General features: G+C 66.0%; 15 protein-coding genes. 9 read left to right on the forward strand and 6 right to left on the reverse strand.

The window, feature by feature from the left end; all coding sequences use genetic code 11:
• Window positions 1–172: 172 nt before the first annotated feature.
• Window positions 173–1,309, forward strand: a complete 1,137-nt coding sequence (locus tag ACVI1L_RS36365; protein ID WP_076825310.1) for an AI-2E family transporter — start codon at window positions 173–175, stop codon at window positions 1,307–1,309.
• 7 nt (window positions 1,310–1,316) lie between these two features.
• Here ACVI1L_RS36365 and ACVI1L_RS36370 read toward each other — a convergent pair whose 3' ends face one another.
• From ACVI1L_RS36370 to ACVI1L_RS36390, 5 genes are all read right to left on the reverse strand, one after another.
• Window positions 1,317–1,553, reverse strand: coding sequence for a hypothetical protein (locus ACVI1L_RS36370; protein ID WP_028333932.1), 237 nt, complete (start codon window positions 1,551–1,553; stop codon window positions 1,317–1,319).
• Window positions 1,554–1,597: 44 nt separating this feature from the next.
• Window positions 1,598–2,815, reverse strand: coding sequence for a GGDEF domain-containing protein (locus ACVI1L_RS36375; RefSeq protein ID WP_057020653.1), 1,218 nt, complete (start codon window positions 2,813–2,815; stop codon window positions 1,598–1,600).
• A 249-nt stretch (window positions 2,816–3,064) separates the two neighbouring features.
• The gene (gene rpsI / locus ACVI1L_RS36380; RefSeq protein WP_028333930.1) at window positions 3,065–3,541 is read right to left on the reverse strand and encodes a 30S ribosomal protein S9; all 477 of its coding nucleotides are present in this window, start codon (window positions 3,539–3,541) and stop codon (window positions 3,065–3,067) included.
• Window positions 3,541–4,005 (reverse strand): 50S ribosomal protein L13, encoded by a 465-nt coding sequence (gene rplM / locus ACVI1L_RS36385; RefSeq protein WP_016840522.1) that lies wholly within the window; start codon window positions 4,003–4,005, stop codon window positions 3,541–3,543. The genes rpsI and rplM overlap by 1 nt, the downstream gene beginning before the upstream one ends.
• 152 nt (window positions 4,006–4,157) lie before the next feature.
• Entirely contained in the window at window positions 4,158–4,586 is a 429-nt protein-coding gene (locus ACVI1L_RS36390) for a PaaI family thioesterase (protein ID WP_057020654.1), read from the reverse strand.
• Between the two features lie 70 nt (window positions 4,587–4,656).
• On the opposite strand from ACVI1L_RS36390, the gene ACVI1L_RS36395 reads away from it, so the two are divergent.
• The 8 genes from ACVI1L_RS36395 to nadC all read left to right on the forward strand — a co-directional run bounded on the left by ACVI1L_RS36395 (window position 4,657) and on the right by nadC (window position 12,577).
• Window positions 4,657–5,484, forward strand: coding sequence for an enoyl-CoA hydratase (locus tag ACVI1L_RS36395; RefSeq protein ID WP_456785061.1), 828 nt, complete (start codon window positions 4,657–4,659; stop codon window positions 5,482–5,484).
• Between the two features lie 107 nt (window positions 5,485–5,591).
• Window positions 5,592–6,176 (forward strand): CoA-binding protein, encoded by a 585-nt coding sequence (locus ACVI1L_RS36400; protein WP_057020656.1) that lies wholly within the window; start codon window positions 5,592–5,594, stop codon window positions 6,174–6,176.
• A 148-nt stretch (window positions 6,177–6,324) separates the two neighbouring features.
• A complete protein-coding gene (locus ACVI1L_RS36405) occupies window positions 6,325–7,605 on the forward strand; it encodes an O-acetylhomoserine aminocarboxypropyltransferase (protein WP_141342882.1) in 1,281 nt (426 codons plus the stop codon).
• Window positions 7,606–7,762: 157 nt separating this feature from the next.
• Window positions 7,763–8,170, forward strand: coding sequence for a hypothetical protein (locus tag ACVI1L_RS36410; RefSeq protein ID WP_141342883.1), 408 nt, complete (start codon window positions 7,763–7,765; stop codon window positions 8,168–8,170).
• 119 nt (window positions 8,171–8,289) lie between these two features.
• Window positions 8,290–9,141: an NUDIX hydrolase gene (locus ACVI1L_RS36415; RefSeq protein ID WP_425249198.1), complete on the forward strand. Its 852-nt coding sequence runs from the start codon at window positions 8,290–8,292 to the stop codon at window positions 9,139–9,141.
• A 54-nt stretch (window positions 9,142–9,195) separates the two neighbouring features.
• Window positions 9,196–10,182: a quinolinate synthase NadA gene (gene nadA, locus ACVI1L_RS36420; protein WP_057020659.1), complete on the forward strand. Its 987-nt coding sequence runs from the start codon at window positions 9,196–9,198 to the stop codon at window positions 10,180–10,182.
• The gene (locus ACVI1L_RS36425) at window positions 10,179–11,729 is read left to right on the forward strand and encodes an L-aspartate oxidase (protein WP_456785062.1); all 1,551 of its coding nucleotides are present in this window, start codon (window positions 10,179–10,181) and stop codon (window positions 11,727–11,729) included. The genes nadA and ACVI1L_RS36425 overlap by 4 nt, the downstream gene beginning before the upstream one ends.
• A complete protein-coding gene (gene nadC, locus ACVI1L_RS36430; protein WP_456785063.1) occupies window positions 11,726–12,577 on the forward strand; it encodes a carboxylating nicotinate-nucleotide diphosphorylase in 852 nt (283 codons plus the stop codon). Before ACVI1L_RS36425 ends, nadC begins: the two co-directional genes overlap by 4 nt.
• Before the next feature lie 21 nt (window positions 12,578–12,598).
• Here nadC and ACVI1L_RS36435 read toward each other — a convergent pair whose 3' ends face one another.
• Complete coding sequence (locus tag ACVI1L_RS36435) at window positions 12,599–13,684, reverse strand: COX15/CtaA family protein (RefSeq protein ID WP_076825297.1); 1,086 nt, start codon at window positions 13,682–13,684, stop codon at window positions 12,599–12,601.
• Window positions 13,685–13,794: the final 110 nt, after the last annotated feature.

The following is a 13,794-nucleotide window of genomic DNA, read 5'->3' on the forward strand; positions in this document are numbered from 1 at the left end:
GCAGTCCTGCACAGATTCGCGCCCCTCGGGACCCAAAGCCGGCCAGATGCCCACCGATCGCGCCCGGCCCCGCACCCCGTCAGCGGCGAACCGGCACGGCCCCGCCAGCTTGATCCCGGCGGGGTTTTCGCCAAAGACTGCTCGAAACACCGTCGCGAAGGGGGAATTACCCGTGACAGACTCGGCTGACAATCGCCTGCAGGCCCGCAACGACTTGGCATGGGCGATCGCCGTCGGCGGCATCGGCGTGGTACTGTTCGCTGCCCTGCTGACCTTCGCCTGGCATTTTGCCGCGACCCTGTTCCTGCTGTTCGCCGGCATGCTGCTCGGAGTCGCCCTCAATGCCATGACCACCCTGCTCGGCCGGCTGACCAAGCTGCCCCACGCGTTGCGGCTTGCGATCGTCTGCCTGGCGATGGCCGGGCTGCTGTCCGGCATCGTGTTCCTCGGCGGCACCACGATCGCGCAGCAGGCCACGGTGCTGAGCAACACGATCAAATCGCAGCTCGGCAGCGTCAAGGACTTCCTCGAACAGCACGGGGTCGACACCAGCTATCTCGATTTCACCAATGCCGCGGGCGAGGCAAAGGGCGAAGGCACCGCCGTGACGACGACGACAACGACGCCCCCATCGTCGCAGTCCCATGGCATCCCCGGCGCCGGCGCGCTGGCCTCAAGCGGCGGCGCCATCATCAGCCAGACGCTGAAGGTGCTACTCGGCACCGTCAGCGTCGTCGGCAACTTCTTCATCGTGCTGTTTCTCGGGCTCGCCTTCGCGGCCCAGCCCAGCATCTACCGCGCCGGGCTGTTGTTCATCGCGCCGGTCAAGTACCGCGCGCAGGCGACCATCATCGTCGACCACATCGGCGAGACACTAGAGCGCTGGCTGATCGCGCAGATCATCACGATGACGGCGGTATTCCTCGTCACCTGGATCGGGCTTGCCATCATCGGCATTCCGAGCTCGTTCATCCTCGGCATCCAGGCCGGCCTGCTCGCCTTCATTCCGACGGTCGGCGCGATCCTCGGCGGGCTGATCGTGGTGCTCGCGAGCCTTGCGACCGGATGGATCGCGGCGCTGTCGGCCTTCATCCTGTTCCTCGGCGTCCACGCGCTGGAAAGCTACGTGCTGACGCCGATCATCCAGCGCCAGGCGCTCGACATCCCGCCGGCCACGCTGTTCGCGTTCCAGATCCTGCTCGGCGTCGTGTTCGGCATCTGGGGGCTGGCGCTGGCGCTGCCGCTGATGGCGATCGCCAAGGTGATGATCGACCACTTCAAGACGGAGGATCCGGCGCGGGCCGCGTGACCGCACGTCAGGAGAGCAGCAGCACCGTTCCCGCGACCATCAGCATCACGCCGGCCAGCATCACCATCGGCCAGCGACTCTTCGGCGGCTGGTATCGCCCCTGCGCGCGCCGTTCGGCGATCAGCGCGGTCTCGTATTCATGCGAGTCCGAGAACAGGCAGGCGAAACCGCTGCGCGCCGAAACCGCGTCGGCTTCGAGCGACATCAGGGCTGACTGCGGATTGCGGGTGCGGATCGACTCCATGCCCGAAAGCATGGGATCGAATGGTTAACCACTCGTTACCGCACTCATGCCCGGACGCTCGCCGGCTTTTGCCGCGCCGAAGCCGGCAGGCCCGCGGTCTTGCGCCGCCAGTTCTCCAGCGAGAGCGGCAATTCCTCCGCTGCCTCGACGCGGTTGCGGCCGCCGCGCTTGGCCTGGTAGAGCGCGGTGTCGGCCGAGGCCAACAGCACCTCGAGCTCGGTGCCGGCGGGACCGCCTGCGACGCCGATGCTGACCGTGGTGTCGACCGCGCCTTCCTCGCAGGTGATGTTGCTGTTCTCGAAGGCTTCGCGCACGCGCTCGGCGACCAGCACACCCTCCTCCAGCGAGCACGGCAGCAGCGCTGCGAATTCCTCGCCGCCGATCCGGCCCGACAGATCGCTGATCCTGAGGCTGTTGACCACGACAGCGGAGAACAGCTTCAGGATCTCGTCACCCGCGGGATGGCCGAAGCGGTCGTTGATTGACTTGAAGTGATCGATGTCGAAGATCATCACGGTGACCGGCCGGCCGGCAATGGACTCGCGCTCGATCACCCGCGCGCAGGCCTCGGTGAAGCCGCGGCGGTTGAGCATGCCGCTCAGGGGGTCGATCGACGCGGCCGTCTTGTGCACGGCCACCGCGCGGTCCGACACCATCATGAAGATCACGAACACCGTGCCGATCGCGTACAGCACGAGTTCGATCGAAAACAGCGTGACCCAAAAGCTGGAGACGAAATTCTGGCCGTTCAATCGCAGCAGGTCGCCGACCAGGATCGGCAGCATCAGGACGCAACCGTGCGCGACCGGGATGACGATCGCAAGCCAGCGCCGTTGCATCGCGCGGCGGCGCTCGCTCCACAGTTCTGAAGCGGTCAGCGCGGCGTAGATCGCGACGATCCCGGCACCGATCGTCAGGCGCATCGCGGGATCCTCAACCGTCGTCACCGCCCCGATCCATGCGATCGGGCCGAGCACGAGGCCCAGCAAATTGGCCTTGCGGCCGTGGAAAATGCGCGCGGCATTCCAGACCAGGCCGCAGGCGGCGAAGCCGATCGCATTGAGGCCCAGCAGAACCATCGGATCGAGCGTCGAACTACCGACCGTCCAGACCGCGACCGAGGCCGCGCCGAGCAGATAGGCGGTGCCCCACCATTTCAGCGCGGAAATGTTCTCCTGCCTGCCGAACAACCACAGCATGGCGCCGAGCATGCCCGCGACCATGGTGGCGAACAAATAAAGTGTCGATGGATCGAACGACATAAACTCACCCCAGCCGGTGTGATGCAACGTTCGCAGGCGCAAATAAATACGGTGATGCAGCGCCATTGCGAGCCCGCAAAGCTAGAAGGTGCGAGTTCCAATTTCGTTTGCACGCACACGCAAGTTTTCATGAAAAACTGCGCTAATTCGCGCCGAAGCATCGCCGGTCGGACGCAGCAAAAAGGGCGCCTCGCGGCGCCCTCTGCAACTCGATGCCCGCGGCAATTGCCGCGAATTTTAGAACTCGAATTAGCGCTTCGAGAACTGGAAGGACTTGCGGGCCTTCGCCTTGCCGTACTTCTTGCGCTCGACCGAGCGGCTGTCGCGGGTCAGGAAGCCGCCCTTCTTGAGGACGCCGCGCAGCTCGGGCTCGAAGTTGGTGAGCGCCTTCGAGATGCCGTGGCGGACAGCACCGGCCTGGCCGGAGAGACCGCCGCCGGCGACGGTGCAGATCACGTCGTACTGGCCATTACGGGCGGCAGCGACCAGCGGCTGCTGGATCATCATGCGCAGCACCGGGCGGGCGAAGTAGACTTCGAACTCGCGGGTGTTGACCGAGATCTTGCCGGAGCCCGGCTTGACCCAGACGCGGGCGACCGCGTCCTTGCGCTTGCCGGTGGCGTAAGCGCGGTTGTACTTGTCGACCTTCTTGACGTATTTCGGCGCGTCGGGAGCGGCCGGCTTGACCTGCGAGAGCTGGTCGAGGGACTGCAACGTATCGGACATTATGCGGCCCTCGTGTTCTTGCGATTCAGGGAAGCGATATCGACCTTCTCGGGGCTCTGCGCTTCATGCGGATGATCGGCACCCGGATAGACGCGCAGATTGCCCATCTGCATACGGCCGAGCGGACCGCGCGGGATCATGCGCTCGATCGCCTTCTCGACGACGCGCTCGGGGAAGCGACCCTCGAGGATCTGCTTCGCGGTGCGCTCCTTGATGCCACCGATGAAGCCGGTGTGCTTGTAGTAGGTCTTCTGGTCGCGCTTGCGACCGGTCAGCACCACATGCGCGGCGTTGACGATGATGACGTTGTCGCCGCAATCGACATGCGGGGTGTAGGTGGGCAGGTGTTTGCCGCGCAGGCGCATCGCGACGAGCGTGGCGAGACGACCGACGACCAGACCCTTGGCGTCGATCACGACCCACTTCTTCGTCACTTCGGCGGGCTTGGCCGAGAACGTGCTCATGTGTGAAATCCGTGAAAAAGAAATCGGCGCCGTATGCGCCGAACTGGCAGCTTTCTAGAGAAGCCGCGATCGCGCGTCAACGCCCACGCGCTCAAATTACATCAGAAAAAACAATGGCTTGCAATTATGGTGCAATAATACCGTAGAAAAGCCTATTGATTTGGAATGGAATAGGTCGCCGTGACATGGGCGATGGGATCGGGAGACGAGCCGGACAGCAGGTTGACCTCGCCGACCGCGAGCCGCTTGCCGAGCTTGAGCAGCCTCGCCACCGCAAGTACGTCCTGCCCCGGCTGACCCTTGCGCAGGAAGTTGATGTTGAGGTTGGTGGTCACGGCAAGGCCAACCGGCCCGATCGCCGACAGCAGCACCACGTACATCGCGAAATCCGCCAGGCCCATCAGGGTCGGCCCGGACACCGTACCGCCGGGCCGCAGCATGCGCTCGCTGAAGCGCTGGCGCAGCAGGGCCGTCTCGCCGTCGGCGCTTTCGATCCGGACATCGTCGTAGACGAACGCCTGCGGGAATTCCCTCCGCAGGAACTCCTCCACGTCAGCCACGCTCATTTTCGCAGTCGCCATGCCGTCCCTGCCCTCGCTTCAGCCTGCCTGTTACATTAAGTTGTCACAGAGACCAAAGTGGAATTTCAGCATGTCCGCCCAAGCCGCCCGCGCCGAAGCGCCGCAACACCAGCCGATCCTGGTGCGCGAGACCGTCGGCAGTATCGCGCTACTGACGCTCAATCGGCCCGGAGCGCGCAACAGCCTCTCCGAGGGCCTGATCGCCGAGCTGCACGCCGCCCTGAACGATGTCGGCGGCGACAAGCGCATCCGCGCCGTCGTGCTCGCCGCCAACGGCCCGGCGTTCTGCGCCGGCCACGACCTCAAGGAGCTTACCGCGCGCCGTAGCGATGCCGACCGCGGCCGCGCCTATTTCGCGCAGATCATGAACGCCTGCAGCGCGATGATGCAGGCCATCGTGCGCCTTCCGAAGCCGGTGGTCGCATCCGTCCAGGGCATCGCCACCGCGGCCGGCTGCCAGCTCGTCGCAAGTTGCGACCTCGCGGTCGCCTCCGAAGCGGCGGCGTTCGCGACGCCGGGCGTCGACATCGGGCTGTTCTGCTCGACGCCGATGGTGGCGCTGTCGCGCAACGTGCCGCGCAAACAGGCCATGGAGATGCTGCTGACCGGAGAGCCGGTCTCGGCGGCAACGGCGCAGAGCATCGGCCTCGTCAACCGCGTGGTATCCGCTGGCACCGAACGCGACGCCGCGATCGCGCTGGCCGAGAAGGTCGCGCTGAAATCGGCCTACACCGTCAAGCTCGGCAAGGAAGCGTTCTATCGCCAGGCCGAGATGAACCTCGCCGATGCCTATCGCTTCGCCGCCGAGGTGATGACCGAAAACATGATGGCGCGCGACGCCGAGGAAGGCATCGGTGCCTTCATCGAGAAGCGCGATCCGAAGTGGCAGGACAAGTGACGACCTGAGGTCGTCATTCCGGGATGGTGCATTAGCACCAGACCCGGAATCTCGAGATTCCGGGTTCTCGCTGCGCGAGCCCCCGGAATGACAAACCCGGAAGAAAAATGAATCACGACGCCTACGACGACAATTACATCCGCAGCATTCTGAACAACGTCAAGACCATCGCGATGGTCGGCGCCTCGCCGGTCAATGTGCGGCCGAGCTATTTCGCGTTCAAATATCTGGCGCAACGCGGCTACGACATGATCCCGGTCAACCCCGGCCATGTCGGCAAGACGCTGATGGGCAAGCCGTTCGTCGCCTCGCTTGCGGACATCGATCGGCCGATCGACATGATCGACATCTTCCGCAATTCAAGCCACATCATGCCCGTGGTCGAGGAGGCGCTGAAATTGTCGACGCCGCCGAAGGTGATCTGGATGCAGCTTGGCGCACGCGACGACGCCGCGGCCGAGAAGGCGGAAGCCGCGGGCCTCAAAGTGGTGATGAACCGCTGCCCGAAGATCGAGTATGGCCGGCTGTCGTCGGAGATCTCGTGGATGGGCGTCAACTCGCGCACGCTGAGTTCCAAGCGTGCGCCGATCCCGACGCAGGGCATGCGGCTGTCGCTCAATCGCACGAGCTTCGGCGGCGGACAGACCGCGGCGTCCGACCGCGCGGCAAAGAACAAGACCGAGACGACCTGACATCGCGGCGGAATAATCGCTGCGATCATCCGGTATAGCGCGGGATGCCCCTCCAAAAACTGGCAATGCGCCCAACTCGCTTGACGGCGGGCGCCGTCGCCATCAGCATGCCGCGCGTTTCGACCAGGCCACAACAGGATACTAAAGAATGACCGATCGCCTTCCGGGATTTTCCACCCTCGCCGTGCACGCCGGCGCGCAGCCTGATCCCACCACCGGCGCGCGGGCGACACCGATTTACCAGACCACGTCATTCGTCTTCAACGATGCCGACCACGCGGCCTCGCTGTTCGGCCTGCAGGCTTTCGGCAACATCTATACCCGCATCGGCAACCCGACCAATGCCGTGCTCGAGGAACGTGTCGCAGCCCTCGAAGGCGGCACCGCGGCGCTCGCCGTCGCTTCCGGTCACGCGGCGCAGGTCGTCGTGCTGCAGCAGCTGTTGAAGCCCGGCGATGAGATCATCGCGGCACGCAAGCTCTATGGCGGCTCGATCAACCAGTTCACGCACGCCTTCAAGGCGTTCGGCTGGAACGTGGCCTGGGCCGACCCAGATGAGATCGAAAGCTTCGAGCGCGCGGTGACGCCGCACACCAAGGCGATCTTCATCGAGTCGATCGCCAACCCGGCCGGCAGCATCACCGATATCGAGGCGATCGCGGCCGTTGCGCGCAAGGCCGGCGTGCCGCTGATCGTCGACAACACGCTGGCCTCGCCCTATCTGATCAAGCCGATCGACCACGGCGCCGACATCGTCGTGCACTCCCTAACCAAGTTCCTCGGCGGTCACGGCAACTCACTCGGCGGCATCATCGTCGATGCCGGCACCTTCGACTGGTCGAAGGACAACAAATATCCGATGCTGAGCGAGCCGCGCCCGGAATATCACGGCATCCGGATCCAGGAGACCTTCGGCAACTTCGCCTTCGCGATCGCCTGCCGCGTGCTCGGCCTGCGCGACCTCGGCCCCGCGCTGTCGCCGTTCAACGCCTTCATGATCCTGACCGGCATCGAGACGCTGCCGCTGCGCATGCAGAAGCACTGCGACAACGCCAAGGCGGTGGCGGAATTCCTCTCCACCCACCCCGCCGTGTCGGCGGTGAACTATGCCGGCCTGCCCGGTGACAGGTACAACGCCTTGCAGCGCAAATATGCGCCGAAGGGAGCCGGGGCGGTGTTCACGTTTAGCCTTAAGGGCGGCTATGACGCCGGCGTCAATCTGGTGTCGAACCTGCAGCTGTTCTCGCATCTCGCCAATGTCGGCGACACCCGCTCGCTGGTGATCCATCCGGCCTCCACCACCCACAGCCAGCTCGACGACGCCGCCAAGGTGAGGTCGGGCGCGGCGCCCGAGGTGGTGCGGCTTTCGATCGGCATCGAGGACAAGGAAGACCTGATCGCCGACCTCGACCAGGCCCTGCGCGCCTGATCCCGCACTTGTTCCGGAGCGGTGCGCCGCATCGCTCCGGCAGCTTGCCCAAGGCGGCGGGCCTCCCGTTAACGCTTAATACCGACGGGCCTCTCGTTAACGTTCAATCCGGCTTAAAGTGGCAGTGATAGGCTCCGGATGATTCGGGAGACCATTGATGCTGCGCTGGACATTGCCGCTCGCGATCGCATTGTTTGCGATCCCGCCTGCTGACGCCGCCGACGGCCCGGCCGTCGCCAAGAGCGCGACCGTCAAGGCCGCGCGCCAGCTGCCGGCGGGCCTGCCGCACCGGCATTACGCCTACCGCACCACGATCACATCGCCGACCTATGTGCGGCGCGGACGCCAGCTCGTGATCGTCGAGCAGCCCGTGGTGATCCCGCTCAATTCCGAGCCGTATATCCCGTTCGTGCCCGGCGAGCCGCTGCTGCCGGGGTCGTCGTCGCTGCCCGGCTATTACGGCAACTGGCACTCCTACAACTATTTCGGCCCGTACTACGGCGGTGCCTATGTGACCTATTGGGACCGCCTGCCCTACGCCTGTGGCGTCTACGGCTACTGCTAGCGCGGACCGATCGGGTGGCCAGATCGCCGCAGAAATCCAGCGCACCGGCTTCGGGGAACGCGGTGACCGCCGATCTCGTCGCGGTGCTGGTCGCCGTCACCGAGGGCACGCCCAAGATCATGACCATCGCCGGCGGCTCCGCGCTGCCGAGCGGCCCGTTCGAGTTCACCCATCGCTCGCTGCAGACCGCGCTGCGGGCCTGGGTCGAAGCGCAGACCGGCCACCCGCTCGGCTATGTCGAGCAGCTCTACACCTTTGCCGACCGCGGCCGTTCCGGCGATGCCAAGGGGCCGCACAGCGTCTCGATCAGCTATCTCGGCCTGACCCGCGAGGATCGGGTCGGCGAAGGCTTCGAGGCGCACTGGTCCGGCTGGTACGACTACTTCCCCTGGGAGGATCATCGCGCCGGCGCGCCGGCCTTCCTGGCGAAGACGATCGCGCCGAAGCTGAAAACGTGGGCGAAGGCGGCGCCGTCACCGACGCTGCAGCGCGAGCGCTGGCAGCGCTGCGCCATCACCTTCGGTCTCGACGATCGCGACTGGAACGAGGAGCTGGTGCTGCAACGCTACGAGCTGCTCTACGAGGCCGCGCTGATCCCGGAAGCCGGACGCGGGCATGGCCGCGAGGCGCCGGTCGTGCCGGGCAAGCCGATGACGGCGGATCATCGCCGCATTCTCGCGACCGGGATCGCGCGGCTGCGCGCCAAGATCAAATACCGTCCGGTGGTATTCGAGCTGATGCCGGCCGAGTTCACCCTGCTGCAACTGCAACGCAGTGTTGAGGCGCTCGCAGGCCGGCTGGTCCACAAGCAGAACTTCCGCCGGCTGATCGAGCAGCAGGAACTCGTTGAAGAGACTGGCGCAATGGCCGCCGATACCGTCGGCCGGCCGGCCAAGCTATTCCGCTTCCGCCATGCCGTGCTGGCCGAACGGGCCGTCGCCGGCACCAAGCTCCCGCTTTCGCGCACTTGACACGCCTTATGCTCAGGATAAGTATAAGCCATCTTATGCTCACGGAGAGTATAAATGGTTGCGCTCGATACCGATCTGCTCACCCGCACCGCGCCGCTTTATGAGCGCGTCAAACGCGTCATCCCGCCGTTCGAATGGGCCACGTTCGCCGAGGACGTCGATGCGATCCTCGCGCTGAAACGCCGCCGCAACGCGGTGGTACTGGCGCATAATTACCAGACGCCGGAGATCTTCCACGGCGTCGCCGATATCGTCGGCGACAGCCTGTTGCTCGCGCGCGAAGCAACCAAGGTCGATGCCGATGTCATCGTGCTCGCGGGCGTGCACTTCATGGCCGAGACCGCGAAGCTACTCAATCCGGCCAAGACCGTGCTGATCCCCGACCTCAAGGCCGGTTGCTCGCTGGCGGATTCCATCACCGCGCAGGACGTGCGGCTGATGCGCGCGCGCTACCCGGACGCACCGGTCGTCGCCTATGTCAACACCTCGACCGCGGTGAAGGCCGAGTCCGACATCTGCTGCACGTCGGGCAATGCGCTGAAGGTGGTTGAATCGCTCGGCGCCGAGCGCGTCATCATGCTCCCGGATGAATATCTGGCGCAGAACATCGCCAAGCAGACCAGCAAGAAGATCATCGCCTGGAAGGGCCACTGCGAGGTGCACGAGTTGTTCACCGCCGATGACGTGCGTCAGCTGCGCGAGGATCATCCCGATGTCACCATCCTGGCGCATCCGGAATGCCCGCCCGAGGTGGTCGCCGAAGCGGACTTTGCCGGGTCGACGGCTGCGATGCAGTCGTTCGTCGAGACCAAACGTCCGCCGCGCGTCGTGCTGCTGACGGAATGCTCGATGAGCGACAACATCGCCGCGCTAAATCCCGGTGTCGACTTCGTCCGCCCCTGCAATCTCTGTCCGCACATGAAGCGGATCACGCTGAAGAACATCCGTCACGCGCTGGAGACCAACCAGCACGAGGTCACCATCGACTCCGCGATCGCTGATCGCGCGCGCAAGAGCGTCGAAAGGATGCTGGCGATATGAGCATCGATATCTCCGATCTCAACGGCCGCCCGGTGATCATCGGCGGCGGTGCCGCCGGGCTGATGACCGCGCTTCAGCTCGCCCCCGAGCCGGTCGTGCTGCTGTCGAAGTCGCCGCTCGGCGCGGAAGCTTCCAGCATGTGGGCTCAGGGCGGCCTTGCGGCGCCGGTCGGCGCAGATGACAGCCCTGCCCTGCATCTCGCCGATACGCTCGCGGCCGGCGCCGGCCTTTGCGACGCGGCCGCCGCGAGCCGGATCGTCCACGCCGCGCCCGCCGCCGTCGAGCAGCTGGCGAGGCTCGGCGTCGCCTTCGACCGGCACGCCGACGGCAGCTGGCGCCTCGGGCTCGAGGCCGCACACCGCCGCAACCGCATCGTGCACGCCACCGGCGACGGTACCGGACGCGAGATCATGCGCGCGCTGATCGCGGCGGTCCGGCGCACACCATCGATCACGCTGCTGGAAGGCGTCGAGGCGCGCTGGCTGCTGGTCGAGGACAATGCGGTCAGGGGCGTGCTTGCAGCCAACGCAAGCGGCGCGCTGACGATCACGACCAATCGCGTGGTGATCGCGACCGGCGGCATCGGTGGGCTGTTCGCCGACAGCACCAATCCCGGCGGGTGTTTCGGCCAGGGGCTCGCACTTGCCGCACAGGCCGGCGCGAAACTGTCAGACATCGAGTTCGTCCAGTTTCATCCGACCGCGTTCGACGGGCCGTCGCGCCCGATGCCGCTGCTGACCGAGGCGATCCGTGGCGATGGCGCGGTGTTGATCGACGAGACCGGCGAGCGCTTCATGGCCGATCAGCCCGGCGCCGAGCTTGCGCCACGCGACATCGTCGCGCGCGCCGTCTGGCGCCACCGCGCCGCGGGGCATCGCACCTTCCTCGACGCGCGCCAACATCCGGGCGCGGAGTTTGCTCAGCGCTATCCCGTGATCAGCGCGTTCTGCAAGATGGCCGGCATCGATCCCGCCCATGATCCGATCCCGATCCGGCCGGCGGTTCACTACCACATGGGCGGCATCACGGTTGACGGTTTTGGCCGCTGCACGGTGCAGGGCCTGTGGGCCTGCGGCGAGGCCGCGCGCACCGGGTTGCACGGTGCCAACCGCCTCGCCAGCAACTCGCTGATGGAAGCGATCGTCTGCGCGCGCTGGGTCGCCGAAAGCATCGAAAGCGTGAGTGCGGGCCCACGCGCCATGCTGCGCGACGATGCGATGCCACAGGCTTCCGATCCCTCCGCCGTGCGACCGATCCTCACCCAGGGCCTCGGCGTCCTGCGCGACCGCGACGGGATCGCCCGCGCGATCCGCAGCCTCTATCCACTCGCATGCGGTCACAGTGCGGCGTCCGACGCAGCATTGGTCGGATTGATGGTCGCGGTTGCCGCCATCCGGCGTGAGGAAAGCCGCGGCGGCCACTTCCGCAGCGATTTCCCGCACATTGCTGCGTCGGCCGTTCCGTCGTCCCTTACCCGCGCCGATGCACTCGCCGCCGCGCGCGACATCGTCGAATCCACGCCATTTGCCAGGAGTGCCCTGTCATGACCCTCCCCCCCCTGCTGCCGCTGATCTATGAGCCGATCGTGCAGACCGCCTTGCGCGAGGATCTCGGCCGCGCCGGCGATATCACCGCAGACGCCATCGTGCTGGCCGGCCAGCAGGCGCGGCTGGTGATGCGGGCGCGGCAGCCCGGTGTGATCGCCGGGCTCGATGTCGCGCAGTCAGCCTTCCAGACGGTGTCGCCGGCCATCACGCTGCGCGCCGAACGGCCCGACGGCAACGCGGTCGAACCCGACCAGGTCATCGCGATCATCGACGGCCCGGCCCGCAGCCTGCTCACCGCCGAGCGGACCGCGCTCAACTTCCTCTGCCATCTGAGCGGTGTCGCCACCGCAACGGCTACGCTGGTCAAGGCCGTGGCGGGCACCCGCGCGCAGATCGTCTGCACTCGCAAGACCACGCCGGGACTGCGTGCGCTGGAGAAATATGCGGTGCGCGCCGGCGGCGGCGGCAATCATCGCTTCGGCCTCGACGATGCCGTGCTCATCAAGGACAACCACATCGCGCTCGCCGGCGGCATCCGCACCGCGATCGAGCGCGCCAAGGCCAATGCCGGCCATCTCGTCAAGATCGAGGTCGAGGTCGACACGCTGTCGCAGCTCGAAGAGGCGCTGACGCTCGGCGTCGACGCGGTGCTGCTCGACAACATGACGACCGAGCAGCTCAGCCAGGCGGTCGACATGGCGCGCGGCAAGGCGATCACCGAAGCCTCCGGCCGCATCACCGCGGCGACGGTCGCAGCGATTGCCGCAACCGGCGTCGACCTGATCTCGGTCGGCTGGGTGACCCACAGCTCGGCCGCGCTCGATATCGGGCTCGACTATCTGTCCTGATCGATCAAAGAGGTTGATCGATCAACCGGGCTGGCCGACCGCAACGAGGGTCGGCTGATCCCGCTCGGTCCGGCGCGCGGCGAAGCGCTCGGCCTGCAGCACCGCTAGTGTCAGCACGACGATGGCGACGGCCTGGTGCGTCAGCGCCAGATCGATCGGCACCCGATGCAGCAGCGTCAGAATGCCGAGCGTCGCCTGCAGCGTGATCGCAGCCACCAGCCACCAGGCCCCCGCGATCACAGCGCCGCCGGCGCGCGCGCGCATGGCATCGATCGCATGTGCGATCGCCAGCGCGAACAGCAGATAGGCGGTCATGCGATGTTCGAACTGCACCGTCAGCGTGTTGTCGAACAGATTGCGCCACCACGGTGTCTCGAACCAAAGCCGGTCAGCCGACGGAATGAAGCCGCCGTCGATGTCGGGCCAGGTATTATAAACCCTGCCCGCGCGCAGCCCCGCGACCAGCGCGCCGAAATAGAGCTGCACGAAGGTCAGCACGAGCAGCACCGCGCTCGTGATCTTCAGCCTGAGCGGCGCGATCACGCTTGGGCGGTCGGTCAGGCGCCGCAGCGTCCAGACGATCGCCGCGAAGATCAGGAGCGCCAGCACCAGATGCGTCGCCAGCCGATACTGCGATACCTCGATGCGTTCAGAGAGGCCGGACGCGACCATCCACCAGCCGACGCCGCCCTGCAGCGCGCCGAGGCCGAAAATCACCCACAATCGCCGGCCGAGTTCGCCGCTCACCGCGCCGCGCCACAGGAAATACAGGAACGGCAGCAGATAGGCCGCGCCGATCACGCGGCCAAGCAGCCGGTGGCTCCACTCCCACCAGAAGATCGTCTTGAATTGCTCGAGCGTCATCCCGGCGTTGAGCTCGCGATATTGCGGGATCCTCTTGTAGCCCTCGAAGGCCTGGGTCCACTGCGCCTCGGTCAGCGGCGGCAGCGTACCGGTCACCGGCTTCCATTCGACGATCGACAGGCCGGACTCGGTCAGCCGCGTGGCGCCGCCGACCAAGACCATCAGGGCGATCAGGGCGGCCACCGCGACCAGCCATACCCTGACGGCGCGAAGCTGCGATGTCTTTGCGGAAATACCGGCCATTTCGCCCTGACTTGATTGGATTTTCGGGCCCCTTATAGTCCGCCGCGCCCGCGGCGCAAGCGCCGCCCGGGGCCTCGTTCCGATCAAGTCGGAAGGAAGCTCCAGAATGT

The sequence above is a fragment of the Bradyrhizobium sp. USDA 4516 genome (assembly GCF_054055915.1).

Excerpts from the sequence above, each read along its gene's own strand:
- ACVI1L_RS36370 (WP_028333932.1), bottom strand. The coding sequence starts at position 1,553 with ATGGAGTCGATCCGCACCCGCAATCCGCAGTCAGCCCTGATGTCGCTC.
- ACVI1L_RS36375 (WP_057020653.1), bottom strand. The coding sequence starts at position 2,815 with ATGTCGTTCGATCCATCGACACTTTATTTGTTCGCCACCATGGTCGCG.
- rpsI (WP_028333930.1), bottom strand. The coding sequence starts at position 3,541 with ATGTCCGATACGTTGCAGTCCCTCGACCAGCTCTCGCAGGTCAAGCCG.
- rplM (WP_016840522.1), bottom strand. The coding sequence starts at position 4,005 with ATGAGCACGTTCTCGGCCAAGCCCGCCGAAGTGACGAAGAAGTGGGTC.
- ACVI1L_RS36390 (WP_057020654.1), bottom strand. The coding sequence starts at position 4,586 with ATGGCGACTGCGAAAATGAGCGTGGCTGACGTGGAGGAGTTCCTGCGG.
- ACVI1L_RS36395 (WP_456785061.1), top strand. The coding sequence starts at position 4,657 with ATGTCCGCCCAAGCCGCCCGCGCCGAAGCGCCGCAACACCAGCCGATC.
- ACVI1L_RS36400 (WP_057020656.1), top strand. The coding sequence starts at position 5,592 with ATGAATCACGACGCCTACGACGACAATTACATCCGCAGCATTCTGAAC.
- ACVI1L_RS36405 (WP_141342882.1), top strand. The coding sequence starts at position 6,325 with ATGACCGATCGCCTTCCGGGATTTTCCACCCTCGCCGTGCACGCCGGC.
- ACVI1L_RS36410 (WP_141342883.1), top strand. The coding sequence starts at position 7,763 with ATGCTGCGCTGGACATTGCCGCTCGCGATCGCATTGTTTGCGATCCCG.
- ACVI1L_RS36415 (WP_425249198.1), top strand. The coding sequence starts at position 8,290 with ATGACCATCGCCGGCGGCTCCGCGCTGCCGAGCGGCCCGTTCGAGTTC.
- nadA (WP_057020659.1), top strand. The coding sequence starts at position 9,196 with ATGGTTGCGCTCGATACCGATCTGCTCACCCGCACCGCGCCGCTTTAT.
- ACVI1L_RS36425 (WP_456785062.1), top strand. The coding sequence starts at position 10,179 with ATGAGCATCGATATCTCCGATCTCAACGGCCGCCCGGTGATCATCGGC.
- nadC (WP_456785063.1), top strand. The coding sequence starts at position 11,726 with ATGACCCTCCCCCCCCTGCTGCCGCTGATCTATGAGCCGATCGTGCAG.
- ACVI1L_RS36435 (WP_076825297.1), bottom strand. The coding sequence starts at position 13,684 with ATGGCCGGTATTTCCGCAAAGACATCGCAGCTTCGCGCCGTCAGGGTA.